Source organism: Streptosporangium sp. NBC_01810 (genome assembly GCF_035917355.1).
Lineage (GTDB): Bacteria > Actinomycetota > Actinomycetes > Streptosporangiales > Streptosporangiaceae > Streptosporangium.
In genome coordinates, this window is record NZ_CP109070.1 from 4,382,827 (window position 1) to 4,407,664 (window position 24,838).

Consider the following 24,838-nt stretch of genomic DNA (forward strand, 5'->3'; position numbering starts at 1 on the left):
TTCCTACTACGGCAGGATTCGCGGGACCATGCCCAGTTCCTGCGCCACGGCGGCGGCGAACGCGTCCACGTCGGCCTCGGTGGTGTCAAACGCGGTCATCCAGCGGACCTCGCCGGTGGCCTCGTTCCAGGTGTAGAACCGGAAGCGCTTCTGCAGGCGCTCGGTCACGTCCCTGGGCAGGATCGCGAAGACCGCGTTGGCCTGCACGGGGCGCGGGATCTCCACGCCGGGCACGTCCCGCACCGCCTCGGCGAGCCGCTGGGCCATGGCGTTGGCGCTGCGGGCGTTGCGCAGCCACAGATCACCCGCCAGCAGCGCCTCGAACTGCACCGAGACGAACCGCATCTTGGAGGCGAGCTGCATGGCGCTCTTGCGCAGGTAGCGCAGGCCCCGGACCGCGCCGGGGTTGAGCACCACGACCGCCTCGCCGAACATCAGGCCGGCCTTGGTACCGCCGAAGGAGAGCACGTCCACGCCCGCGTCGGTGGTGAACGCGCGCAGCGGTACGTCCAGCGCGGCGGCGGCGTTGGTGGCACGGGCGCCGTCGAGGTGGACGACCATGCCGAGATCGTGGGCGTGCTCGCAGACCGCCCTGATCTCCTCCGGCGTGTAGAGCGTGCCCAGCTCGGTGGTCTGCGTGATCGACACGACCCTGGGCTGGGCCCGGTGCTCGTCGCCGAAGCCCCACGCCTGCCTGTCGATCAGCTCGGGCGTGAGCTTTCCGTCGGGGGTGGCGACCGGCAGCAGCTTGAGCCCCGCCGACCGCTCGGGGGCGCCGCCCTCGTCGGTATGGATGTGCGCCGACTCCGCGCAGACCACCGCCTCCCAGTGGGCGGTCATCGAGCGGAGCGCGACCACGTTGGCACCGGTGCCGTTGAACATCGGCCAGGCCTCGGCCGTGGGGCCGAAGTGCCTTTTGAAGATCTCCTGCAGCGCCTCGGTGTAGACGTCGTCGCCGTACGCGGTCTGGTGGCCCCCGTTGGCGAGCGCGATCGCCTGGAGGATCTCCGGGTGTACCCCGGCGTAGTTGTCGCTGGCGAAGCCCTTCACCAGCGGGTCGTGCCTGCGGATGGCGTCCGTCACGTGGTCTTTCCCCCTTGCTCGGCGCCCGGCCGCCTCACGGCCGGGCGTCGCCTTACTTCTTCGTGGCCGCCGTACCGATCCCGGCGACCGCCCTACCGGCCCAGGCAGCCGCCGTATCAGTCCCGGCGACCGCCGTACCGGTCCCAGCGACCGCCGCACCAGCCCAGGCAGCTGCCTGTACCGGTCCCAGCGACCGCCGTACCGGCCCCGGCGGCCGGTTCACGGCCGTTTCACCCTGCGGTGAGGTCGATCCGGGTGCCGTTGGCGTCGCTCTCCCACAGCCTGTCGATCGCCTCGGCGAGGTCGTCGACGTCCGTGAAGCCGGGGAACCTCCGCTCCGGGGCGGCCGCGCGCATGCCGTCGTGCACGAGTGCCTTGACGACCAGGATGTTCGCGGTGGAGTCGGTGTCCTTCAGCGCGTCGGCGAAGGCCAGGGTCCACGCCTCGGAGGCGGCCTTGGCCGTGCCGTACACCGCGTCACCCTGACCCGGGTGCGCGGCCGTCTTGGCCGAGACGATGGCGAACCGGCCACGCTCACTGGCCTTGAGCAGCGGTTCGAAAGCCAGTGTGACGTGCTGCAGGGTGCGGATCAGCAGATCGTGCAGGAGCGCCCAGTCGTCCAGCGACGTCTCGGCGAAGGTCTTGGACCCGCGCCAGCCGCCGACCAGGTGCACGATCCCGTCCAGGTGACCGTGCTCGGCCGCCACGTCCCGCGCGAGCTCCTTGACGGCGTCGAAATCGAGCAGGTCGACCGCCAGGGTTCCGTCGGCACCGCTCCTGTCGACACCGATCACGGTGTGGCCCTGTCCGGTGAACCTGCGGACGACGGCCTGACCGGCGGGGCCGGCCGCACCGGCGACGAGAATGATCATGCTCGGATGCCCTTCGTGGAGTCGATGACATCTGTGAGCTTACGACGCAGGGCCTCGTAGAACATGCTCAGCGGGAACTCGTCGGACAGCACCGCGTCGACCACGGCCTTGGGGAACCCCTCCACCGGGAGGGCCTCCACCCCGCGGGCCCAGACCGAGGCGGGGTGCGGCTCGACGTAGGTGGCGACCAGCTGGTGGGCGGCCAGCCAGTGGGCGAGCTTGGAGCGGTCGATGCCGTCCCGGTAGAGCTTCTCGACCTCACCCCGCAGGTCGGCCACGCCGTCGGCGAGCCGGTCCCAGTCGACGCTCAGCCGGTTGTCGGTCCACCTGACGATGTCGTTGCGGTGCAGGTACGCGAAGAGCAGCTGCCCGCCCAGGCCGTCGTAGTTACGGACCCGGTCACCGGTGATCGGGAAGCGGAACAGCCTGTCGAAGAGCACCGCGAGCTGGACGTAGCGGGCGTGCGGCACGCCCTCCTTCTCCAGCTTCACCGCCTCGCCGAACGCGGTCAGGTCGCAGCGGAGCTCCTCCAGGGAGTACAGCCAGTACGGCATCCGCTGCTTGATCATGAACGGGTCGAACGGCAGGTCGCCGTGGCTGTGCGTGCGGTCGTGGATCAGGTCCCAGAGCACGAAGGTGTCCTGGGCCAGCTCCTGCGAGGCGATCAGCCTGGCCGCGTCCGGCGGCAGCGCCAGCTTGAGCATGTCCGCCGCCGCCCCGCTCACCGCGCGGAACCTGGCGGCCTCACGGTCGGCGAAGATGCCGCCCCAGGTGAAGCGGGCCGGGGTCTGGCGGACCGCGACGGTCTCCGGGAAGAGCACCGCGGAGTTGGTGTCGTAGCCGGAGGTGAAGTCCTCGAAGGCGATCGGCACGAACATCGGGTTGTCGTAGCGGGTCCGCTCCAGCTCGGCCAGCCACTCGGGCCAGATCGTCCGGATCCACACGGCCTCGATGTGCCGGAAGGTGGTGCCGTTCTGGGTGTACATCGGGAAGAGCACGAGATGCTCCAGCCCGTTCACCCTCTGGGCGTCGGGGTGGAAGGCGTCCAGCGAGTCGAGGAAGTCGGGCACGCCCAGGCCCTGGTCCGCCCACTTGTACAGGTCGGCGACCACGGCGGCCAGGTAGGCGGCGTCGTGCGGGAAGCGCGGCGCGAGCCGCTCGACGTGCCGGGCGATCTCGGCGACCAGCTCTGCGGCCCGCTCGTGGTCGCCCCCGGCCTCGATCGAGCCGTCCTTGGCCTGCATCGGCCGAAGCTCCTCGACGGCCCGCTTCAGGTCCTCGAAGAGGGCTCGGGCCTCGGACTCCCTGGTCGCCGCCGGGGAGGGAACGCGGGCGACCCAGGTGACGAGGTTGCCCCAGAGCACGGCGTGGTCGTAGTCGCCGATCGAGTCGTCGCCGAACAGGTCGGAATCGGCGACGACCACCACGCGGCCCTCGCCGTGCCGTACGGCCACCGCCAGCGGGCGGCCCGCGGGGGTCGCGGTGGGCGAGGTCTCGAACAGCACCGCCGCGTCCTCGGGGGCGGTGAGCACTCCGGCCCGGTAGAAGCAGGCGCTTCGCACCCCGGCCAGTAGGTCCTGCCCCGCGACGTCGACGTTCCGGGGGGCGCCCATGACCCAGGCGGCCACACCGTTGTGCGCGTTCTGCGGATCGTGGACAAGCGTGTGCTCGACGCCGACGCCGAAGCGCGCGAGCAGCTCGGTGAGGTTGCTGCCGTACTTCTCCTGCTCGTACTCGGCCAGCACGACCAGCCCACCGCCGCCCGCGACGTACTCCTCGATCGCGTCCAGCTCCTCGACCGGCAGAACGGGGCTGCCCAGCCCGGTGGTCCGCTCCCAGCGCTCGGCGGAGGGGTGCGCGATCACCAGCACGTCCCGCACGCTCAGCAGGGCCGGGGTGAGCGGGCCCTCGGTGTGCGCGTCCACGGTGTGCCCCAGCCTGCGCAGCAGCCGCGCGGCGCGCGCGTAGCCGCTGTCGTCGGGATGGCCGGGATTCATCGTCTCGGCCACGTCCCGCCGGATGGTCCACGACTCGCTGTGAGCCTCGTCGAACAGTACCCGCGGAAGAGCCTTCACGATAAATCCTCCTTCAAGCAAGAGCTAACAACGGAAAATATACACAATCCATCCCCTTTTTGACGAATCTCTTACGGATGGGGCTTTCTGGAAGGTCGGGACCTCGCGGGGGCGGAGTCAGCCCTCACCTCGGTCCGAGCGGGCCCTTCCGGCCCGTCGAGCCCAGTAACAACCTCATGTCCACGCGTCCCGCTCCCGCAAAGCTCGTCCCCGACGATCGCTCTTACGAGACGGACGCTAGGAACCCGCCCTTGCGAGCCCCTGAGAGACAGGTTGGGGCCGACGGCAGAACCACCCGGCCGGGTGGAGAACGGCGGGCATGACTGAGAAACATGGGGCGACAGGCTCCAGCCCGAGGCGCCGACGCGGTCGCTCACACGGGCGCGGCGGGACCGGCGGATCCGGCCACCGGCAACACGGAAGGGGCCCTGCTAAATGGTGTCGTCGGTGCGGACCCAGTGGGTGAACGCCGACCACTCGGCCGGGGTGAACACCAGCGCCGGACCCGCCTGATCGGTCGCGTCCACGGATGTGGTGTACGAGCATCCGAATCCGGTAAGCCGGTCACGGTGGAAAAGCGCGGCGTCGTCCGTGGTGAAAAGCGCGGCGAGGGTGGTGGAGTGGTTGGGGGCCGCTCACCGGTGTCGCCTCGTGCGGGATGGAAGGTCAAAAGCGCGCCGAGGGTGGTGGAATGGCCCAAGACCGCCCATCGGTACAGGTCCGCCGCGGTGCGGCAGGATTCCGGGGCCGCTCCTCGCCGCCGCCTCGTGCGGGGCTCTCGCCGTGCGGGGCTCACGCCGTGCGGGGTACGAAGGTCCGCGGGGCGTCCGGTCGGGGGTCGCCCTCGGCCGGGCGTAGGGACGAATCGGGCCTTCCACCACGAAAAGCGGCCCACCCAGGGGGGCGGCAGTGGCGCCTTCCATGATCGGGGTGAATCCGCACGCCCCCAGCGTGCCAACTCACCCAGATCATGGAAAATCCCCGATCGTCACCACCACGGCCCCGCCTCCACGCCCGCCATGACCCGCTTTGCCCCCTCCCGAAGGCTCCACCGGCCCGCCCCCGGTCACCCACACCCGCCAACGCCCGCCACCACCCCGCACGACGCGACACCGGTGAGCGGCCCCCAACCACTCCACCACCCTCGCCGCGCTTTTGACCTTCCACCCCGCACGACGCGACACCGACGAGCGGCCCCACACCACTCCACCACCCTCGCCGCGCTTTTCCCCACGGACGACGCCGCGCTTTTCAACGGCGATCAGCCAGGCGCGACGCAGGTACCGATCTCAAACACTCGTACACCACCTGCGCGGACGCGACCGCCTGATCCTTGCTGTCCCGGACACCGACCCGGCCACCGGACAACTTCGCGACCTCCACGCACTCACCGCCGTTACCACCGGAGAACGGCGACTTCACCCACGTGGCCTCACTCAGTTCGTGGTCCACCGGTTTCCTCGTCTCCTGCGGCAGTCGGTGAACAGGCCCCCGCACCTGGGTGCCGGGGCCTGACATGCTGCGGATCGTCGTGGAACTAGACGGTGTCGTCGGTGCGGACCCAGCGGGTGAACGCCGACCACTCGGCCGAGGTGAACACCAGCGCCGGACCCGACTGATCCTTGCTGTCACGAACACCGACCCGACCACCGGACAACTTCGCGACCTCCACGCACTCACCGCCGTTGTCGCCGGAGAACGGCGACTTCACCCACACGGCCTCACTCAATTCCTGATCCACCGGTCCCTCATCTCTGCGATCAGCCCTAGCGATGTCCGCTGCGGGAGGGCTTCTGCCTTAATCGCCTCGTATTTGATCGTGATGTCCGCCACTTCATTGGGCCGATCGCTGACGTGGCCCTGACTAAAAGACCTGTGGTGCTGCATGCCTCGAAGGGAAGGATCTGAATCGTGACGTGTGGTCGGCACGCCATCTCAAGAAGGTAATCGAGTTGGCCCGCCATGGTCGGCCTACTCCCGACGAGGCGGCTCAGAATCCCCTCGTCGAGGACAACCCAGAGCATGGGCGGATCCTCCCGCTCCAGGATGAGCTGACGGTCCAGCCGGGCAGCCAGGTCTCGCTCCACACTTTCCGCTGAGGCCCGAGGGCCGCCACTGAAGATCGACCGAGCGTAGTCAGCCGTCTGGAGCAGCCCCGGCACGAGAAGTGGCTGCCAGGTTCGCAGGCTCTCGGCGGCTTGCTCTATCTCAGCCCATGGCCGGAACCAGGCCGGTAGTTGGGCTGCGACGTTGTCGATCATCTCCTTGATGCGGATGAGTGCCCCGCCAACTCCCAGGGCTTCGTCACATCGCTTGACGAAATCCTCGGTCGGCGGGCGGCGGCCGGTCTCGACCATGGAGACCGTGCCCAGCGAGTATCCGATCAGCTTGGCCAGCTTCTCCTGGGACAGACCTGCCTCCTGGCGGTATCGGCGGAGCTCGAAGCCGAAGAAGGCGACCGGTGACGTGGTGGGATCGAGCACCTTGGCCTGTGGCATGGGACATCACCTCGGTTTCATCTACGGTTTCACCAGAACCGTTGAATACGAACCGCATCTGTTTGACTACTGACTGTAGCCCAGTAATGCGATGCTGCACAGACATATTCGGAACCCGGCCGTCTGAGCAGGTGACAATGAATCCCGCGAGTGGCTTCTGGCAGAAATATCCGGATGACGAATCCGAGGTCCTCGGGAAGGCGTATCTCAAAATCGATCCCGCGTCCGCGGCAAAGGCCCGCGGGTATGTCCGGGAATGGATCGGTGCCGACCATCCGGCGTACGAGAACGTGCGGCTGGCGACTTCCGAATTGGTGACGAACGCGATTCTGCACGCCAAGCGGAGACGTCCCGACGATCTGATAATGCTCGCGCTCACCCGGCGGGCGGATTCCCTCTGCCTGGAGGTCCTGGACCCGGGTGGCGGCTCCTGGCGGCTCCTGGCAGCCCCGGGCGCCCGGAACCGTACCGGCCGACGGGGAGTCCGGGCGCGGCCTCGACATCGTCGATGAGATCTCCCGGCAGCGCTGGGGAGTTCACGACCGGGGAGATCTCGGCCGTACCGTGTGGTGCGCGATCGACCAGGCACCTCCATGCGAGTGATCGTGACCATCACCCGCGAAGGGGTCAGGATCAGCGCCCCGGGACAGACAGGCATCCTGCTCGGCTTCGACGCCTGGGACGCGTTCCTGCACCGAGCCAGGAAAGGCTGGTTCGGCCAGGAAACGGATGGCAGGAGAACACCCGGCGACCGGATCGGATGCGCACCCCACCGTACTTTCTCAAAAGAGGGTGGCCGCCCCCGCCGATGACCACCGGGGCACCGTCCTGACGCATCGATGACATCTTCGCGTTCACCGGCCCGGAAAGCGCATTGGAACGACGACGCGAATCACCCGGGCGCCGGATCACGACGGATACGGATTCCGGGACCGCCTTTCAGAGTGCCCGCACCGTTGATCGACGTTTTCCGCGGCACGCGACCGATTAGCGGGTCGCGCACCGAAGCCGCCCCGTCACCCTTCCCCGCGTACGTCACATTCGGCCTCGTCCCCGACCCCGCCCGCGGCCCCACCCGTGGCGAAAGGCACGGCCCCGGCCCCTTGAGCACATTCACGCTCGTGATGTGGAGATCATTCAGCTGCGCTTCGAGATCGGGCAGGCCCGTCTCCGGAGTGCCCGGGGGCACTGACACCGATCGACACAGGAATGATCGGCTCCGGCCTCCTCGGGGTGCCTCAGACGGCCACCAGACTCCAGACTCACGTAAAGTATCGAACCCATCACAAAGGGTAGAACCGGGAGGAAAGGTGCGAATCGCGACACCGCGAAGTTCTCCGGGGGGGAAAATGCTTGCACGGAGTACCCGATCCCTTGCCGTCCCGGCAGCGGCGCTGCTGGCCGTGACCTTGGTGGGTGGCTGCGGCGGTGACAGGCCGACCACCCTGAAGCCCGAAGCCGTGGTGGCCACGACCGCACCACCCGCCGCCGTTCCACCGGCCGCCGAAGGCGCTCCGCAGGGCGCGGAGGCCGACCAGGAGTATCCCTCGAACGACTGCCCGGCCACCGGCAACGTCAAGAGGTTCGCCAAGACCCGCTTCGCGCTGCACGCGGGCCTCGCGCTCGGGGCTTTCTACCGCTACATCTACAAACCGCTGCGGAGCGGGGGCTTCAAGACTGGAGCGGAGAAGCGGAAGCGGACCTTCGTGAAGGCGGCCGTGGCCGGTCTCTTCGCCGTTCACGAGCTGAAGGTCGCCAAGCGTTTCGCCCTGGCCAACCCGACGTTGTGCAAGGGCGTCACAACGGTCACCGCCAGCTTCGACAGGCTGACCTCCAAGCTGAAGAACGGCACCGCCACCGAGGCCGACCTCAACGCCAGTAAGAACGCCTTCACCGACCTACAGCAGAAGGCGACACAGAACGGCTTCGGCTTCAAGGAGAAGAACGTCACCGTTCCCGGCGCGAGCTGAGAGCGCTACCGCCCCCGAGTCCGAGAGGCCCTCGCGGGTGACAGCGGAGGCAGCGGGCTCGGCGTCTGGGGCCGCGATGGGAGCGGCGTCCGGTTAGGAAGGCCGGAGGATGGAAGGCCGGAGGTGTGCCAATGACCGACGCCTTTGGCGGTCACGGCAGACAACTCAGGTCAGGCCCGGATCAGACCTCAGATCAAACCTCAGATCGGGACTCAGATCGGGACTCGGATCAGACCTCAGATCAGGCCGAGGGAGAGCATCGCGTCGGCGACGCGCTTGAAGCCGTCGATGTTGGCGCCGGCCACGTAGTTGCCCGGCATGCCGTACTCCCTGGCGGTCTCCAGGCAGCGGCCGTGGATGTCCTTCATGATCTCCTGGAGGCGGCGCTCGGAGAACTCGAAGGTCCACGAGTCACGGCTGGCGTTCTGCTGCATCTCCAGCGCGCTGGTGGCCACACCGCCCGCGTTGGCGGCCTTGCCGGGCCCGAAGGCGACACCCGCCTCCTGGAAGATCCGGATGCCCTCCGGCGTGGTGGGCATGTTGGCGCCCTCGCCGACCGCGATGCACCCGCCGCGCACCAGCGACTCGGCGTCCTTGCCGGTGATCTCGTTCTGGGTGGCCGACGGCATCGCCACCTCGCACGGCAGCTCCCAGATGCTCCGCCCCGCCACGAAGGACACGTTGCCGCCGTGGCGCTTGGCGTAGGCGTCCATCCGGAGGTGCTCGACCTGCTTGACCTGCTTGAGCAGGTCGAGGTCGATGCCCTTCTCGTCGACGACGTACCCCGAGGAGTCGGAACAGGCGATCACCTTGCCGCCGAGCTGCTGCACCTTCTCGATCGTGTAGACGGCGACGTTGCCCGAGCCGGACACGATGACGCGTTTGCCCTCGAAGGAGGTGCCGCGTGCCTTCAGCATCTCGTCGACGAAGAACGCGCAGCCGTAACCGGTCGCCTCGGTGCGGACCTGGGCGCCGCCGTAGCTGAGCCCCTTTCCGGTGATCACCGCGGACTCGTACCGGTTGGTGATGCGCTTGTACTGGCCGAACAGGTAGCCGACCTCGCGCTGGCCGACGCCGATGTCCCCGGCCGGGACGTCGGTGTACTCACCGATGTGCCGGTAGAGCTCGGTCATGAAGCTCTGGCAGAAGCGCATGATCTCGCGCTGGGAGCGGCCCTTCGGGTCGAAGTCCGAGCCACCCTTGCCCCCGCCGATCGGCAGGCCGGTCAGTCCGTTCTTGAAGATCTGCTCAAAGCCGAGGAACTTGACAATGCCCAGGTACACCGAGGGGTGGAAGCGCAGTCCACCCTTGTAGGGCCCGAGCGCGCTGTTGAACTCAACCCGGAATCCACGGTTGATGTGGACCTCACCCTGGTCGTCCTCCCACGGCACCCGGAAGATGATCTGCCGCTCCGGCTCGCAGATCCGCTCAATGATCTTGGATTCGGCATACTCGGGATGCTTACCGAGGACCGGCCCTATGCTCTCCAACACCTCACGAACAGCCTGGTGGAACTCGATCTCACCCGGGTTGCGGCGCAGGACACTGTCGTAGATCGAGTCCAGTTTTTCGTGCAACATCATTTATCTTTCTGATCGCCGACCACACACTGTGGTCCAGACCTTACGAGACGCACTTCTCACACCTTTCACCGGCCTGCGGTGAGAACTTCTTACCCCGCGAGAGGGACCCCGGATCAGCCCGGCGACGGACGACCCGGCGGGGACCCACCGCCTACCTTCCTGGTTAAAAGGCCGCCACGGCCCCCGCAAAGGCAGGAAGAACCATGTTCAAGGACTCGGCCGATTTCCGGCGCATCGCCTCGGGTGTACTGCTGATCGTCGCCCCACTACTCCAGGCCGTCGCTGTCATCCTCGACCCCGGCACCTGGGGTGACGAGCGTGAGGCGGTCAGTTTCGGGGAAAATCCCGCCCTCGCCCAGGTCCAGTCGGTGATGTACCACTGGGCCTACCTGCTGATGGCCCTGGTGGCCCTCAGCCTGCTGCACGTGATGCGCCGCCGCGCGGTGGTCTTCGGCCACATCGTCGGCTCGCTCACCGTCCTCGGCTACATCAACCTGTCGGGCCTGCTGCTGACCGACCCGGTGGAGTGGTGGCTCGGGCAGCGGAACACTCCTGAGCAGGCGCAGCGGATCCTCGACGAGATAATGGGCCTGCCCGGCGTCGTCGTCGGGTTCCAGATGCCCTGGCTGTTCTTCGCCATCTTCGGCCTGCCCGTCCTGCTGATCGGCGTCTGGCGTGCGGGATTCGCGCACTGGTGGGTGCCACTCGTCGTCGGCGTCGGCTACGGTGCCTCGCTGCTGGTCCCGTACGGTCCGGTGACCGTCCCGATGTGGGCCGCCCCCGCGGTCGCGCTGGGCTGGCTCGGCGTCAAGATGATCCGGATGAGCCGCGAGGAGTGGATCTCCTACTACCCGACCGCCGCCCCCGGCCGCACCACGCCCGACTCGTACGCGAACACCACCGCCTGAGCGCGGTCCCGCAGATGGAGCTTCATCAGCACCCGCGCCACATGGGTCTTGACCGTGGCCTCACCGACGAAGAGCTTTCCCGCGATCTCGGCGTTGGTCAGGCCGCGGGCCAGGGAGCGCAGTACCTCCAGCTCGCGCGGGGTGAGGTCGGCCAGCTGCGGCGGGGGCGCGGGATCATGACGGCCCGCGAAGGAGGCGATGACGCGGGTGGTGACGGCCGGGTCGAGCAGGGCGTCCCCGGCGATGACGACGCGGATGGCGTCCACCAGCTGCTCCGGTGGCGAGACCTTGAGCAGGAACCCGCTGGTCCCGGTGCGGAGCGCGGCGTAGAGGTTCTCGTCGGTGTCGAAGGTGGTCAGCATGACGATCTTCGGCGGTTCCGGCTGGTCCATGAGCTTCCTGGCGGCGGTGAGGCCGTCCATGCGGGGCATCGAGATGTCCATCAGCACGATGTCGGGTTTGGTGCGGCGGACCACGGCGATGGCCTCGACCCCGTCGGGGGCCTCACCGACCACCTCCATGCCTGGTTCACTCTCCACGACGAGCTTCAGCCCGGCGCGGACCATCGCCTGGTCGTCGGCGATCACGATGCGGATGCTCACTTCTTCTCCTTCTTGCCAGGCGGCTCGGCGCCTCGTTCATGGTTCCGTCCGTCAACCGGCTCATGCGATCGGCTCACCGGCCGGTACCTCCGGCGAGATCGGCAGGGACGCGTGGGCCGGAAGTCGTGGGCGACCACATCGCGCGGCTCGCGAGCGATGCGGGCTCCTTCCCTCACGGCGACCTCGACGGCCTCGGCGGCCTCGCGTTTCCTGTCACGTTCCAGACGCTCGTGCTCGGCCAGGTGGCGTGCGCGAGTGGCATAGGCGTGCAGGGCGAGGCCGATGACGAGCGCCTGGCCGCCCCACCACAGCTCGGGCGTCTCGGTCGCGCCGTACTCGGTGGCGACGGTGAACGCCTCCAGCGTGCCGAGGGCGATGATCGCGGCACCGATCAGCAGGCCGGACTTCGGCACCGCACGCAGGCTCCGAAGGGGGGAGAAGAGAACCACCATGCGGGGAGACTAAAGCTTGGTGACCGTCTTGCCCATAGGACAAAACGCCCGAACAAGCCGATCGCAAGTGGACCACAAGTCAACGGATCAGAACACCGGGAATGAGACGCTCCGCACGAATCGATTGGCGGTCGCGTCGTCGCACCTGCCGGGCGCGCAGAAATAGATGATGAGGGCCGGCTCACTCGGCCGCTCGACGACCCAGCCGGTGAATTCGAGCTGGCCGCCGCGCTGCGGATCGGCGATCGTCCCCTGCAGCCGTACGGCCGACTGCCCGCCCACGCTTACCTGGACGACCTGGGAGAAGACGCTGACCGTGCCGGGAAGCGAGGACTGCATGGTCTCCTGCAGCTGCTTGGCGCCGCTGCGCGGGTCGAGCGTGTCGAGCGTCTGCGCGTAAAGGCCGACGGCGTCCTGGGGATCGTCCTTGATGATCTCGTTCACGGTCGCCCAGTCGGCGGTGACGGGCGTGGCGAACAGCGCCCGGAACTGCTCCACTCTCGGCGAGACCACCACGAACACGTCGGCGTGCGGTTGCAGGGTCCAGGCGCCGGGATACTGGAAGGCGACCGGCACCGCGGCCGAACCCTTGGACGCCACCCAGGTGTCGCCACCGCGCAGGAACATCGCGAGCATCGCCACCAGCGCGACGATCGCCGTGATCGCCACGGCCGCGCCGATGAGGATGCCCTTCCCACCTGATCCGGACCTGCTCGGCTCTCGCCGCCTCGTGGGCACCGTCGGTGCGGCGGGGGGAGCCTCGGTGAGCTGGTACGACCGGTCGGCACCACTGATCGCGTCACGCAGCGCGGCGACGAACCGGCCGCAGGTCTCGTAGCGCTGCTCGGGCGACTTGGCCAGGGCCCGCGTCATGACGCCGTCGACCTCGAGCGGCAGCTCGGGGCGGAGCGTGGTGAGTGGGGTGGGGGTCTCGGCGAGGTGCGCCCAGAGCAGGGCGATCTCGTTGTCGCGCTGGAAGGGCAGCCTCCCGGCCAGTGCCTCGTAGACCACGCAGGCCAGACCGTACTGGTCGCAGCGGCCGTCGATGTGCTCCTTGTTGATCTGCTCGGGCGACATGTAGCGGGGGGTGCCGATGAACTGGTTGGTCTGGGTCAGCCCAGAGATCGAGGTGCGGTGCTTGGTGATGCCGAAGTCGGTGAGGTAGGCGTGGTCGCCCTCGGTGTGGGCGGCGATCAGGATGTTGGCCGGCTTGACGTCGCGGTGGACCAGGTCGTGGGCGTGCGCGGTGTCGAGCGCGGCGGCCACCTGGGCGAAGATGCGGTTGACCTGGCTGACCGGCATAGGGCCCCGGTCGTAGAAGAGCTTGCGCAGGTCGGGGCCGTTGACGTAGCGCATCGCGATGTAGAGGGTGCCGTCGTCGGCGGTGTCGGCCTCGTAGATCGGGATGATGTTGGGATGGTCGATGCTCGCGACGGTGCGCGACTCCAGCACGAAGCGCTGGCGGAACCGGTCGTCCTCACCGAGGAGCGGGTTGAGGATCTTCAGTGCCACCCGGCGGTTGAGCCTGGGGTCGAGCGCGAGGTAGACCACGGCCATGCCACCCTTGCCGATGATGTCCTCGATCTGGTAGCCGGCCACCTCCCGGCCGATCAGCGCCCTGTCGTTCACGGACATCACGTCTTGGTCGGCTGGCCGCAGTAGCCGCAGAAGCTGTGGGCGGGGCCCAGCCGCATCCCGCAGCCCGTGCAGTACTTCTGCATCGCGGCCTCGCCGACGGTGGAATCCGGTTTCGTACCGGGACCGCGCGCCACCAGCACCGGCTGGCCGGGCGAGGTCGAGGAGACCTTGGGCAGCGCCGGGAAGGAGCGGCCGACCACGATCGTGGAGTCGGCCTGCTCCTCGAAGACCGATCGCGCCTGCATGGGCGGTGGTCTCAGGGTGGGGGGCAGGGTCTCGGCGACCGGGCCCGGCTCCGGTTCCGGTTCGGGGCCGGAGAGTCTACGGCGCCAGAGCAGGACCGCGGCGGCCAGCACGACCAGCACCAGCAGGCCGCCGGCGACGAGGAACGGCCACAGGGGTACGCCCCCGGGCGTGTCCGTGGAGGCGGCCGCCGTCTTGGCGCCCTTGTCCTCGGCGGTGCCGCGCTTGGCCTGGGACGTCTTCAGGTGCGCGGCGGCCACGGTGTGGCCGGGGTAGAGGTCCAGCACCCGCTGGAAGGCGGGGACGGCGTCACCGTAGTAGTGGGTGTGGAAGCGGGTCAGCGCCTGCTCGAAGGCGGCGTCGATCGTGCCGCGGGCGGGCGCGACGTCCGCCTCGGCCAGGGCCTTGGCGACCTCGCGGATGCCGATCATCCGGGCGTCCTTGCCTCCACCGAGCAGCAGGCCGACGACCTCGCCCTTCTTGTCCTCGATCACCGGGCCGCCGAGCAGCCCCCTGTCGACAAGGGCGCCCAGCTTCTCCGGCTCGTTGACCTTTTTCTCCGGGTCCTTGAACTGCCTGCCACCCTCACCGGCGCCGCCCGCCCGCAGGTGGGCGATGTCGACGGTCTCCGGCAGGTTCGCGGCGGGCCGCCCGGTGAATCCGGCGACCGCCACCGGCGAGCCGTCCTTGGCGGGTACCTCGGCGGCGAGCGGGGCGGTGGGCAGGCCCGCGCTCCCGTCGGCGCGGCCGACGGGCCTCAGCACCGCCGGGCTGTCGGGCTTGTCACCGAGGCGGACGATCTCGGCCCTGAACCCCTCCTTGTCGGCGGGGGAGATGTTGGGGAAGACCTTGATCTCCGGGGTGACGTCCACGATGCAGGTGGCGGTGGGCCGCTTGGGCGGGTAGCACTCCTGCAGGTGATGGTTGAGCCGGTCGTCCTTGAGCTTGTGCCGCTCGAAGTCCACGGGGATCTTGACCTTGTGGTGCTCGGCGAAGATCTTGTTGGCGGCGTAGATCCGGACGTCGCGGTCGCTCTTGATCACCTGGGTGAGGGTGACCATGCCCCCGTCGGGGTTGATCACGGTTCCGGTGCCGCTGCCGATCGGCACCTCGTAGGAACGCTCCACGTGGATCAGTTCGCCGAGGTGGTCCAGGAGCGTGATGTCGATGCGTGCCGTGGCCTCGATCCTGACCACCGCGGGGGTCACCAGGTCGGTGATCCCGCTGGGGTGCTCGTGAGCCAGGGCAGGTGCCACCCCGGCGACCGCCAACAGGAGGCCTCCGAACACTGCCAGCGCCGAACCGAACCGCCGCATCGCCACTCCCTACAGGAGATAGGACAAGGGTCGCAAACCAGAGTGAATAAGTGAACCGCTCAAGCCTTGGGGCTTGACTTTTCTTTCCACCGTTACCTGCACATGGTCACGAGACGGGTATCTCCGCCATCACCATTCGGGCACCGTTCACGCCTTTCGCCATGCCCACCCCCGCTGCGGACAGTTATGCGAAGTCTAATCCCGGCCGGGCCTCGGCGCGACAATGTATATCGCGCGGGGACCAGCCCACTCATCCCGCCCAGCGGTCCGTGGCCACGGCGAATCCAATGGGATGACAGCCCCATATTTTGATAATTCACTCTAAAGTGGAATAAAAGGGATAAAGCCGCCATTGCTTCTCATGTGTCAGTGGAGGCTTCTCTCGTACCCGGACGGACGGCCCGCGAGTTCGAAAACGCGAGGAGACCCGGCGCCGGATACCCCCCACGGCGCCCTCACCGACTACGGCGTCACCCTCGGGGACGACGGCACGGCCCTGCGTACGGAGAGCTGAAATACGCGGGTCCGGACGGGCGTCCCCGGTGAAGGGGGGCCGTCCGGACCCGCGGAGGGCTTGCCTCGCTCAGCCCCGAGGCTGCAGCAGCACGGCGGGATCGAAGGAAACCTCAAAGGGGGCGAAGAGGGTCGCGACCTCTCCCGCGTCGTGCCTCTCGGCGGGTTTGTACTCGTCACCGGCGAGTTCGTGGACGTGAACGGACGGACCATCGGACAGCTCGATCCGCCAGTAGACGGGAATGCCCGCGGCCGCGTAGGCGGCCCTCTTGAGGTGGCGGTCCCGCGCCTGGGTGCTCGGGCTGACCATCTCGACGGCGAGGAGGATGTCGCGCGGCGCGAACATCAGCTGCGTCTCGTCGACGGTCTTCGTCGGCACCACGACGAGGTCGGGGATGAAGAAGTCGCGGTCGCTCGCCCGGAGGTTGACATCCGGTAGTGGTTCGAACTCAGGTGGTGCGACGCCTTCGAGAATTACGAGAAGGCGAGCGATCGCACGCTGATGCAGGGGGATAGGAGAGGGACTCACCAGCAGGCTCCCATTGAAGAGCTCGTAGCGGTTCCCGTCGTCGGGAAACTTGAGCAGGTCGTCGACAGTGAACGGCGGCTCTCCTTGGAGAACCGTCCGCCTGGTCGTCGGCTCCGTTGTTGCCATCGCGGTCACCTGCTCAGTATCGGGAGTCTGGCCCTCGCCCACATGCTACTTCTCGCGATTCCCTTACTTCAGGTAGTCAACACGTCACGTTTTGCCCACTGGTGGGCGCCCCGGTGGACGGCGGTGTGGACGGCGCGGGCGATGCGGGCGCCCCAGATGGAGCGGGGGCCGCCGAAGAGTTCTTCCGGGCCGTGCTCGGGGGCCGCCACGCAGACGGCGTCGGAGGCGGTTCCCGTGCAGGGGAAACCGGCCTCCAGCAGGGCCTGGGTCTTGGCCTCGGTCACCGTCATGACCGCGTTGACCAGTGCGGCGTCACTCATCGCGACCGGCACGGCGACGATGATGTTGATCGTTCCCGGCAGGTACACGGGGGCCAGTTCGGGGTCTGGGACGCCTTCGGGAGCAGCCGCCCAGGTGGGGACGCGCAGGCCGACGGTCGCCATGGCCTCCACTCCCCCGTCGTCGGCCCAGGTGAAGTGGTCGACGGACGCGGCGGTGAGCATGCCGACGCCGGGTCCCGGCGGGGCGAGCTCCAGCAGGTGCTCCACCGGATCCATCCGCGAGTATCCGCCGACCACCTGCGCGTTGAGCGCCCAGGCGGCCGGGCCGATGCCGCCGCCGACCATGGCCGAGGAGATCGCCCGCCACCCGGGGCCGAACTCCCACAGCAGCGAGGCCAGCCGGGCCCCGTCCTCCTCGCGGTGACTCAGCCTCGGGGAGGCTCCGTGCGAACCTCGGCCCCGATCGAATGCGTCCGCTTGAACCTCGGACCCGCTCACACACCCTCCGGACGGGCCTTGCACCTGATCAGGAACGTTCAGACGAACCTCGGACCCGGTCAAGAACGCTCCAGGTGAACCTCGGGCCTGCCGCCGGGGCCGGTGACGACGCGGACGCGGGCCTCGAAGTGCTCGCCGATCAGCTCCCCGGTCAGCACCTCGGCCGGGGTGCCGGAGGCGGCCACCCGGCCGTCGGAGAGCAACATCATCGAGTCAGCGTACTGGCCGGCGAGGCTCAAATCATGCAATGTCGTGACGACGGTCAGCCCGTCGGCCAGCCGGAGCCGGTCCACGAGCTCCAGCACCTGCTGCTGGTGTCCCAGGTCGAGGGCGGTGGTGGGCTCGTCGAGCAGAAGCACCGGGGCCTGCTGGGCCAGCGCCCTGGCGAGCACCACGCGCTGGCGCTCGCCTCCGGACAGATGACCGAGCCGCCGGGTGGCGAGGGACGACAGGTCCAGACGTTCCAGCACCGACGCGGTCACCTCGCGATCGCGACGGCCCTCGCGGCCCAGATAGGGGATGTACGGGGTGCGTCCGAGCAGGGCGTAGTCGAACACCGTCATGTCGACCGGCAGCGCCGGGGACTGCGGAGCGTAGGCCAGCAGCCTGGCCCGGTCCCTGTGCCGCAGCCGTCTGATCGGCGCGTCGTCGACGAGCACCTCGCCCTCGCAGGGCAGCACTCCTGCCAGGGCTCGCAGCAGCGTGGACTTGCCCGCGCCGTTGGCACCGATGACGGCCAGCCAGCCGCCGCCTTGGACGTCGAGCCCGACGCCGGACAGGATGGTCCGCCGGTCCAGCAACACCGACAGGTCACTCACCGCGAGGCGGCTCACCGCGTCTCCCCTCGTACCACGGTCACGTCTCCACCCGGCGGGTCATCCGCAGTACGGCGACGAAGAACGGCGCGCCGAAGAAGGCGGTCACCACCCCGATGGGCAGTTCGGCCGGGGCGAGCACGGTCCTGGCGATCAGGTCGGCGAGGACCAGGAAGGCGGCCCCGCCGATCAGCGAGATCGGCAGCACAATCCGGTACGACGCCCCGGCCAGGCGGCGGACCACGTGCGGCACGACGATGCCGACGAAGCCGATCAGCCCGCTGACCGCGACGGCCGCCGCGGTGGCCAGGGAGGCGGCGAACAGCACGACGAGGCGGACCCGGGCGGCGTTCAGGCCGAGGGTGACCGCCTCGTCGTCGCCGACCGAGAGCACATCGAGCAGCCTGCCGTGCAGCAGCATGACCAGCACCGAGACGGCCGCGTACGGGGCCACCAGCGCCACCTGGCTCCAGCCGCCGCCGACGTTGCCAAGGATCCAGGAGTAGATGCGCTGCAGCTCCTCCACCCTGAGCTGCTGCAGGAACGTCTGGATGGCGGTGAGGAAGGACGTGACCGCCACGCCCGCGAGTACCAGCGTGGCGGTGCCGCCGCCCCGGCCCGCCGCGCTGCCCAGCGCGTAGGCGAGCAGGACGCCGCCGACGGCGCCGGCGAAGGCGGCGGCGGGGATGCCGATCGCCTCGCCGTCGCCCCTGGTGAAGACGATCGCCGCGGTGGTCGTCAGACCGGCGCCCGCCGCCGCTCCCAGCAGGTAGGGGTCGGCCAGCGGGTTGCGGAAGACACCCTGGTAGCCGGCTCCGGCGACGGCCAGCAGGCCGCCGACGATCGCAGCGAGCAGGACCCTGGGCAGCCGAAGCTCGACCAGGAGGCTCGACTCGACCGGGGCCAGCCCCGAGTCCGCCGAGACGAACGGCAGCCAGTCGAGCAGCTGGAGCAGCACGCTGGTCGGCGCGATGTCCGCGGCGCCGACCAGCAGCCCGGCGAGCATGCTCGCCAGGAGCAGAGCCAGGGCCAGGACCGTCACCGCCGGGCTGAGCCGGGCCGCCTGCCCGTCCGTGCCGCCACCGGGAGCGCCGGAGGAGCGGGGGAGATCTGTCAACTAGCTGGCCGCGGCCTTCTGAACGGCCTCTCCGACCTGCTTGGCGAGATCCACGACGCGCGGCCCCCAGCGGGAGGCGATGTCGTCGTCGAGGAGGATGACCCGGTCGTTCTTGATGGCCGACAGCTTGGACCAGCCCGGACGCTTGGCGAGGGTGTCCTTCGACTGGCCGCAGCACTTGGTGTCGGCCAGGAAGACGAGGTCGGGGTCGGCCTGCGCGACGAACTCGGCGGAGAGCTTGGGGTAGCCGCCCGCCGCGTCGGGGGCCTTGTCGGCGATGTTGGTCAGGCCGAACAGCCCGTAGATCTGGCCGATGAAGGTGGCGGAGGTCGCCGCGTAGGGGGTGACGTCCAGCTCGTGGTAATAGGTGAGCTTCGTGTCCTTCGGTGCGGCGGCGGCGAGCTCGTCGAGCTGCTTCTTCATCTGCGCGGCGAGTTCGGTGGCCCGCTCGCCGTTGCCGGTGGCGGCACCGAGGTCGGTGATCTGGTCGTAGGTCTCGTCCAGCTTGGTGGCGGCGGGCTCCAGCAGCACCGGTACTCCGACCTTGCCCAGCGCGGCCACGATGCCGTCGATGTCATCGGAGAGCACGACCAGGTCCGGCTTCTGGGCGATGATCGCCTCAACGTTCGGCTTGAAACCGGACAGCTCGCTCTTCGGCGCTTCCGCGGGGTGGTTGGATCGGTCGTCCACCGCGATGACCTGTGATCCGGCGCCGATCGCGAACAGGCTCTCGGTGGCGGCGGGCGCGAGCGAGACGATCCGCTCGGGCCTGCTCTGGATGGTGACGGAGCCGTTGCCCGCCTCCACCGTGACGGGGAAACCCGCCGCCGGGGAAGGGGAGGTGGCGGCGGCGCTTGCCGAGGTGGGGGAAGCCGAGGTGGCTGGGGAACTCTGACCGCATCCGGCGAGGGTCAGCGTGGCGAGCAGTGCGCCGGCGAGGGCGCTGCGTACGGGCCTCACGTGAGGTCCTTTCAGTTACCGGAACCGAGGGACCCAGGCAAGGACGGGTCACCCTTTTCCACGAGGGTCGGCGTCGACAACGCGGCGGAGGCGACCTGGCTCGACCCACGAGGGGCCATGACAGTTGCGGGACAGCGCCGGGCTCACACCGGACTTCGCTCACGCCGCGCGTTGGACGAACGCTATCAACTCCCCCGAACAGCCTCTATGCCGAGGCTCCGGGCTGACCGCTCTGTGGCTCTCCAGGTAGGCCGCGCTCCGGAGGGGCCGCTCGCCGAACCTCCAGGCCCGCTCTTCGAAAGAGCCGCTCTCCAACCCTCCAGGCGCGCCATCCCGCCGGCAGGCCGCACGCGTACGGAGCCGCTCGTCCGGCGGGCCGTCGTTCAGCAGGGGCGTCTCTCAGCCGAGCTGTTCCTCGGCGGCGGCGATGATCTCCTGCAGGCGCAGGCCGTGCGCGGCGCCCAGGGGGTGGCCGCCACCGCGCCGCACGGTCCGCTCGAACTCCACGAGCATGAGGGAGAAGACGTCGGAGCCCAGCCGGGTGTCGTCGATGGACTCCCGGCCGAGGCGGCCGTAGATCTCGATGTCGGCGGGCGGGCTCTCGCCCGGCACGCTCATGCACAGCGACGCCTCGCTGACCGCGCCGGTCTCGTGCTCCAGCAGCAGGCCGACCCAGCCCAGCGGATTGCCGTGGGCGCGGACCCCGACGACCCGGCCGAGCGCGGCGTCCAACATGTCGATCATGTGCGGGCCGACGTCGAGGATCGCGCCGCGTTCCAGTCGCCAGGAGGTGGCGAAGGCCCCGCCGAGCATCGCTCCCGAGATGTTGGCCGCCCGGCCGCCGAACGGCTCGATGGCCGAGACCCTGGCCAGGAAGGCCCGGGTGGCGGGCGAGTAACGCCAGGTGAGGACCATCTGCGAGGCCACGCCCGCCTCGGCGACCGCCTCGGCCAGCCGCCGGGCACCGTCCAGGTCGGCGGCGAGCGGTTTCTCCAGCAGCAGCGCCTTACCCGCCTTGGCTGCGAGCACGCCGAGCTCCGCCTGAACGGCGGGCGGCACCGAGAACGCGACGGCCTCGCAGTTGTCGAAGAGTTCCTCGATCCGCTCGAAGACCGGAGCCCCGAACCTGGCCGCGGCCTCGGGGCGGCGAGCCCACACACCCGCCAGACGTGTGTTCGGACCAGCCGCCAGCATCGGCGCGTGCACCATCTCGGCCCACGGCCCGGCACCTACCAGACCCACAGATAACGTCACGGATCCAGTTTCGCACGCTCCCCGGCCCTGATCGCGTGCTCCGGACGATGCGCCGTGGTCCCGCTGTCGACCACGATCGTCTGACCGGTCGCGGCTGACGTCGAAGTCCTCGAGGAGCTCGCGGGGCGCTGAGAGGAGCGCTCGCGGGGCGCTGAGAGGAGCGCTCGCGGGGCGCTGACCCGCGAGGACTCCGGAGCCTCCACCCCGAAGCGTGGGCGACGGGCCGCTGACGGCATGATAGTGCACCATGGACCAGATGATTCTGCTGCGGCATGGTGAGACCGAGTGGAGCCGGGACGGTCGGCACACCGGACGCACCGACCTGCGACTGACAGCCAAGGGCGAGGAGCAGGCACAGGCGCTGGCCCCGCTGGTCGCGGGCCGGACCTTCGGTCTCACCCTGGTCGGCCCGGCCCTGCGCGCGAGGGACACCGCCGAGCTCGCCGGGATCAAGGACTACGAGACCGACCCCGACCTGTGGGAATGGGACTACGGCGGCTACGAGGGCATCACCACCTTGGCGATCCGCGAGACCCGCCCCGGCTGGTACCTGTGGCGCGACGGCGTCATCCCCGGCGACGCCGATCACCCCGGCGAGAGCGCGGAGCAGGTCGCAGCCCGCGCCGACCGGGTGATCGCCCGCGCCCGGGCCGCGGACGGCGAGGTGCTCCTGGTCGCCCACGGGCACTTCCTGCGGATGCTGTGCGCCCGCTGGCTCGGCCTGCCCCCGGCCGACGGCCGCCTGTTCCGCCTGGACACCGGCACCTACTCCCGGCTCGGCTTCGAGCGCGACGAGCCGGTCGTCCTCACCTGGAACGCCCCGGTCCTCCCCGCCGCCTAGTGGCCCCACACCGAACGTTGACCGGGAAACCCGCAGCGGGGAACAGACGTTCCGGCCCGGAAAAGCCCGGTCAACGTTCGGGGACGCCTCACCAGATCGGGGCGAGGCGGGGGCTCTGCCTAGATCGGGGCGAGGCGGGAGCCGGGAAAGGGCACCAGCAGGGTCTCCCGCCACGGGTCCGCGTAGCCCTCCGCGGTGATACAGCGTGGAGATCTCGTTCAGGCGGCCGCCGCGGCGGGCTGCGGACCTCGCCCCGTCAGCCATTCGAGAACCCTGCGGTGACCGTGGCAGGCATCCTCGAAGTGGCCCCAGCGCCAGTAGCGTGGCTGGTCGCGCACTCCGGTGACCCATGTGCGATAGGACACCGGAGCGGGCGCACCCTCCCCTGTTGCCGCCGAGGCGACGCCGTAGGTACGGATAACGACACGCCCGCCTGGCGCGAACAGCACGTCGTCGGCCACCGGGTACAAGGTCATCTGGTCGAGCACGGTTTGAGCCCCCAATCGCTGTGACCTCAAACTCTTCCGTGCCGTTCCACTCCCCCGGTTACACCACCGGCGCGCCTCGGTTAACCCTGCGGCCCTGACGTAAAAACGGCGTTACACCGTTAAACCGTCGAACTCCCCATCCTTCACGCCGAGCACCAGGGCACGAATCTCGTCCCGGGTGTAGATCAGGGCAGGACCCTCGGGAAAACGCGAGTTGCGGACCGCGATGCTGCCGTCCGAAAGCTCGGCAAGCTCGACGCAGTTACCCGTCGAGTTGCTGTAGCGGCTCTTGCGCCAGCTGGCCCCGGCAAGGTCAGTGGCCGGCATGCCGTTGTAGGTCTGGTTCATTTACATCTCTCTGAGAAGGTCGCCGAGGATCTCGGCGGTGCCCCCGGGCGTGGTGCTTTCCACGCACAACTGCTCCATGGCTGTGAGGTATGGGTCGATGTCCTCACGTTTGTCAAGGTAGAGGGCACCCCAGAGCTGCTCGACATAGACGACGTCCGACAGATCGGACTCGGGAAACCGCAAGATGCTGAACGCACCACCCTCGGCCGCGTGCATGCCGAATCGGAAGGGCATCACCTGAAGGGTGATGTTGGGCAGCGTGGCCACCTCCAGCAGGTGCTGGATCTGCTCACGCATGGTCTCCTTGCCTCCGATGGGACGCCTCAGGGCCGCCTCGTCGATGACCGCCCACAACCGGGGGCCGTCCTTCTTCGTCAGGCGATCCTGCCGCTGCATGCGCATATGCACACGACGCTCGATCTCCGCCTCCAGCGCGTCCGGGTAGCCCAACCGGATCACGGTGCGCGCGTAGGCGGACGTCTGCAGCAGGCCGGGAATGAACTGCACCTCGTAGGTGCGGATCATGTTCGTCGCCTCCTCCAGCCCCACGTAGGTGGTGAACCAGTTCGGCAACAGGTCGCCGTACTTGTGCCACCAGCCGGGGGTGTTCGCCTCGCGGACCATCTCCAGCAGGCCGCGCCGTTCTGCGTCGTCGAGCACGCCGTACAGGGTGAGCAGGTCTTCCACGTCACGCGTCTTGAAACCGACACGTCCGAGTTCCATGCGGCTGATCTTGGACTCTGAGGCACGGATGTGGAATCCCGCGGCCTCACGGGCGAGCCCTTTCTCCTCACGCAGCCGGCGCAGGCTCGCGCCGAGCATGATGCGCCGGACAGTGGAACCGGTACCGGGCGGATCCATGGACACGTGGTGCTCCTCGCTCGCTTTCCTGATCGACAGTCTGTCACTTCGCGGCCGAAGAATCCCTGGCCACGATCAAGATCCCCTTTCGCATGAAATTACCCAATCACGGGTAACGGTAGCGGTTGCACACACCTTATGCACGTGCATTCGCTCTTGCACCTGCACGGGAGTTTGCACCATGATTGCGGCTGTGCAGTCCGCCCAAACCGCGCCTCCCCGAGCGTCAACGTCATGGACGGCGCTCGACTGGTGGCCCCCCGCAGGCTGGTGGCCCGACTCCGCGCGCGATCTTCTCCTTGGATCCCCGGCAGTCATGGCCAGCGCCACCTTCGTGCTCCCGCCACACGCCGAGTCCGTCCACTCCGCCCGCAGCTTCGCGACCGGCACTCTCACCGGCTGGAATCTCGGCGAGCTGAGCGAGAACATGGAGCTGGTCGTCTCGGAACTGACGACCAACGCCATCAGACACGGCCTCCGGCTCGCCGAGTCGCGCGCCAGGGAGCCGGTCCGGCTCTCCCTGCTCCGGCGGGGCAACCTGGTCGCCTGCACACTCAACGACCCGGGAGCCGGCTTCCCCACGCTTCGCGATCCATCGCCACTCGACATCGGCGGCCTCGGACTGCACATCGTCGAGTCGCTGAGCCTCCGCTGGGGCTGGGCACCGCTGGCCCCGTACGGCAAGATTGTCTGGGCCGTCCTCAGAACGGGCCTTCGCGAGGATCCCGCTCCCCTCGACCGCCCGTAGCCTCACGAACGCCCGCCGCGTACCGTTCCCCCGCTTCTCCACGACCTCCACCGACCCCTTCCGGACGGCGCCGCCTCTTCCCCTTAAGGGCGCCAACCGGTCCCGGGGCCGCCACTTCTCCCTCTTGGCGGCCCCGGGACCGTTAGAACCGGATGGAGACCTCACATAACGCGTCGCATTCTGCGCGGTAGATGCCGTCAGAGATGCCCTCTGCATTAC

General features: G+C 68.8%; 26 protein-coding genes and 1 pseudogene. 6 read left to right on the forward strand and 21 right to left on the reverse strand.

Annotated features, from left to right (window positions below):
- Window positions 1–6 precede the first annotated feature (6 nt).
- The 7 genes from OIE13_RS18940 to OIE13_RS18970 all read right to left on the reverse strand — a co-directional run bounded on the left by OIE13_RS18940 (window position 7) and on the right by OIE13_RS18970 (window position 6,528).
- On the reverse strand, window positions 7–1,083 hold the full coding sequence (locus tag OIE13_RS18940; protein WP_326637956.1) for a threonine aldolase family protein: 1,077 nt from the start codon (window positions 1,081–1,083) through the stop codon (window positions 7–9).
- 230 nt (window positions 1,084–1,313) lie between these two features.
- On the reverse strand, window positions 1,314–1,955 hold the full coding sequence (locus tag OIE13_RS18945) for an SDR family NAD(P)-dependent oxidoreductase (protein WP_326637954.1): 642 nt from the start codon (window positions 1,953–1,955) through the stop codon (window positions 1,314–1,316).
- Window positions 1,952–4,030: a DUF6421 family protein gene (locus tag OIE13_RS18950; protein WP_326828468.1), complete on the reverse strand. Its 2,079-nt coding sequence runs from the start codon at window positions 4,028–4,030 to the stop codon at window positions 1,952–1,954. The genes OIE13_RS18945 and OIE13_RS18950 overlap by 4 nt, the downstream gene beginning before the upstream one ends.
- Before the next feature lie 431 nt (window positions 4,031–4,461).
- On the reverse strand, window positions 4,462–4,557 hold the full coding sequence (locus OIE13_RS18955; RefSeq protein ID WP_326637950.1) for a DUF397 domain-containing protein: 96 nt from the start codon (window positions 4,555–4,557) through the stop codon (window positions 4,462–4,464).
- A 724-nt stretch (window positions 4,558–5,281) separates the two neighbouring features.
- Window positions 5,282–5,548 (reverse strand): DUF397 domain-containing protein, encoded by a 267-nt coding sequence (locus OIE13_RS18960; protein ID WP_326637948.1) that lies wholly within the window; start codon window positions 5,546–5,548, stop codon window positions 5,282–5,284.
- A gap of 19 nt (window positions 5,549–5,567) precedes the next feature.
- On the reverse strand, window positions 5,568–5,771 hold the full coding sequence (locus OIE13_RS18965) for a DUF397 domain-containing protein (RefSeq protein WP_326637947.1): 204 nt from the start codon (window positions 5,769–5,771) through the stop codon (window positions 5,568–5,570).
- Window positions 5,772–5,796: 25 nt separating this feature from the next.
- Entirely contained in the window at window positions 5,797–6,528 is a 732-nt protein-coding gene (locus OIE13_RS18970) for a helix-turn-helix domain-containing protein (RefSeq protein WP_326637945.1), read from the reverse strand.
- 137 nt (window positions 6,529–6,665) lie between these two features.
- On the opposite strand from OIE13_RS18970, the pseudogene OIE13_RS36745 reads away from it, so the two are divergent.
- From OIE13_RS36745 to OIE13_RS18980, 3 genes and pseudogenes are all read left to right on the forward strand, one after another.
- Window positions 6,666–6,929: pseudogene (locus OIE13_RS36745) on the forward strand (ATP-binding protein); the annotation flags it as partial.
- A gap of 19 nt (window positions 6,930–6,948) precedes the next feature.
- On the forward strand, window positions 6,949–7,131 hold the full coding sequence (locus OIE13_RS18975) for a hypothetical protein (RefSeq protein WP_326828469.1): 183 nt from the start codon (window positions 6,949–6,951) through the stop codon (window positions 7,129–7,131).
- 746 nt (window positions 7,132–7,877) lie between these two features.
- Entirely contained in the window at window positions 7,878–8,498 is a 621-nt protein-coding gene (locus OIE13_RS18980) for a hypothetical protein (RefSeq protein ID WP_326828470.1), read from the forward strand.
- A gap of 236 nt (window positions 8,499–8,734) precedes the next feature.
- Here OIE13_RS18980 and gdhA read toward each other — a convergent pair whose 3' ends face one another.
- The gene (gdhA, locus tag OIE13_RS18985; RefSeq protein ID WP_326647018.1) at window positions 8,735–10,078 is read right to left on the reverse strand and encodes an NADP-specific glutamate dehydrogenase; all 1,344 of its coding nucleotides are present in this window, start codon (window positions 10,076–10,078) and stop codon (window positions 8,735–8,737) included.
- Between the two features lie 206 nt (window positions 10,079–10,284).
- Here gdhA and OIE13_RS18990 point away from each other — a divergent pair, with 206 nt between their 5' ends.
- Window positions 10,285–10,989, forward strand: a complete 705-nt coding sequence (locus tag OIE13_RS18990; RefSeq protein ID WP_326637940.1) for a hypothetical protein — start codon at window positions 10,285–10,287, stop codon at window positions 10,987–10,989.
- Here OIE13_RS18990 and OIE13_RS18995 read toward each other — a convergent pair.
- The 10 genes from OIE13_RS18995 to OIE13_RS19040 form a co-directional block, all read right to left on the reverse strand.
- Window positions 10,929–11,591 carry a response regulator transcription factor gene (locus tag OIE13_RS18995; protein ID WP_326637938.1) on the reverse strand — a complete coding sequence of 221 codons (663 nt, stop codon included), beginning with the start codon at window positions 11,589–11,591 and terminating at the stop codon, window positions 10,929–10,931. The genes OIE13_RS18990 and OIE13_RS18995 overlap by 61 nt on opposite strands.
- Window positions 11,588–12,043, reverse strand: a complete 456-nt coding sequence (locus tag OIE13_RS19000) for a hypothetical protein (RefSeq protein WP_326637936.1) — start codon at window positions 12,041–12,043, stop codon at window positions 11,588–11,590. The genes OIE13_RS18995 and OIE13_RS19000 overlap by 4 nt, the downstream gene beginning before the upstream one ends.
- Window positions 12,044–12,130: 87 nt before the next feature.
- Window positions 12,131–13,678 carry a serine/threonine-protein kinase gene (locus tag OIE13_RS19005; RefSeq protein WP_326637934.1) on the reverse strand — a complete coding sequence of 516 codons (1,548 nt, stop codon included), beginning with the start codon at window positions 13,676–13,678 and terminating at the stop codon, window positions 12,131–12,133.
- A complete protein-coding gene (locus OIE13_RS19010; protein WP_326828471.1) occupies window positions 13,678–15,240 on the reverse strand; it encodes a S1C family serine protease in 1,563 nt (520 codons plus the stop codon). The genes OIE13_RS19005 and OIE13_RS19010 overlap by 1 nt, the downstream gene beginning before the upstream one ends.
- 583 nt (window positions 15,241–15,823) lie before the next feature.
- On the reverse strand, window positions 15,824–16,408 hold the full coding sequence (locus tag OIE13_RS19015) for a Uma2 family endonuclease (protein WP_326637931.1): 585 nt from the start codon (window positions 16,406–16,408) through the stop codon (window positions 15,824–15,826).
- A gap of 68 nt (window positions 16,409–16,476) precedes the next feature.
- Complete coding sequence (locus tag OIE13_RS19020; RefSeq protein WP_326647017.1) at window positions 16,477–17,118, reverse strand: adenosylcobinamide amidohydrolase; 642 nt, start codon at window positions 17,116–17,118, stop codon at window positions 16,477–16,479.
- A gap of 128 nt (window positions 17,119–17,246) precedes the next feature.
- Window positions 17,247–18,020 carry an ABC transporter ATP-binding protein gene (locus OIE13_RS19025; protein WP_326637930.1) on the reverse strand — a complete coding sequence of 258 codons (774 nt, stop codon included), beginning with the start codon at window positions 18,018–18,020 and terminating at the stop codon, window positions 17,247–17,249.
- A gap of 22 nt (window positions 18,021–18,042) precedes the next feature.
- Window positions 18,043–19,008: a FecCD family ABC transporter permease gene (locus OIE13_RS19030; protein WP_442811746.1), complete on the reverse strand. Its 966-nt coding sequence runs from the start codon at window positions 19,006–19,008 to the stop codon at window positions 18,043–18,045.
- Between the two features lie 111 nt (window positions 19,009–19,119).
- The gene (locus OIE13_RS19035) at window positions 19,120–20,079 is read right to left on the reverse strand and encodes an ABC transporter substrate-binding protein (protein ID WP_326637929.1); all 960 of its coding nucleotides are present in this window, start codon (window positions 20,077–20,079) and stop codon (window positions 19,120–19,122) included.
- A 399-nt stretch (window positions 20,080–20,478) separates the two neighbouring features.
- A complete protein-coding gene (locus tag OIE13_RS19040) occupies window positions 20,479–21,333 on the reverse strand; it encodes a Gfo/Idh/MocA family protein (RefSeq protein WP_326637928.1) in 855 nt (284 codons plus the stop codon).
- Between the two features lie 247 nt (window positions 21,334–21,580).
- Here OIE13_RS19040 and OIE13_RS19045 point away from each other — a divergent pair, with 247 nt between their 5' ends.
- Complete coding sequence (locus tag OIE13_RS19045) at window positions 21,581–22,174, forward strand: histidine phosphatase family protein (protein ID WP_326828472.1); 594 nt, start codon at window positions 21,581–21,583, stop codon at window positions 22,172–22,174.
- 218 nt (window positions 22,175–22,392) lie between these two features.
- On the opposite strand, the gene OIE13_RS19050 is transcribed toward OIE13_RS19045, so the two are convergent.
- The 3 genes from OIE13_RS19050 to OIE13_RS19060 all read right to left on the reverse strand — a co-directional run bounded on the left by OIE13_RS19050 (window position 22,393) and on the right by OIE13_RS19060 (window position 23,871).
- Window positions 22,393–22,650 carry a hypothetical protein gene (locus OIE13_RS19050; RefSeq protein WP_326637926.1) on the reverse strand — a complete coding sequence of 86 codons (258 nt, stop codon included), beginning with the start codon at window positions 22,648–22,650 and terminating at the stop codon, window positions 22,393–22,395.
- A gap of 123 nt (window positions 22,651–22,773) precedes the next feature.
- A complete protein-coding gene (locus OIE13_RS19055; protein WP_326637925.1) occupies window positions 22,774–23,010 on the reverse strand; it encodes a DUF397 domain-containing protein in 237 nt (78 codons plus the stop codon).
- Complete coding sequence (locus OIE13_RS19060) at window positions 23,011–23,871, reverse strand: helix-turn-helix domain-containing protein (RefSeq protein WP_442811745.1); 861 nt, start codon at window positions 23,869–23,871, stop codon at window positions 23,011–23,013.
- A 316-nt stretch (window positions 23,872–24,187) separates the two neighbouring features.
- Between OIE13_RS19060 and OIE13_RS19065 the strand changes: the two genes are divergently transcribed.
- Window positions 24,188–24,619, forward strand: a complete 432-nt coding sequence (locus OIE13_RS19065; RefSeq protein WP_326637924.1) for an ATP-binding protein — start codon at window positions 24,188–24,190, stop codon at window positions 24,617–24,619.
- The last annotated feature ends 219 nt before the right edge of the window (window positions 24,620–24,838 follow it).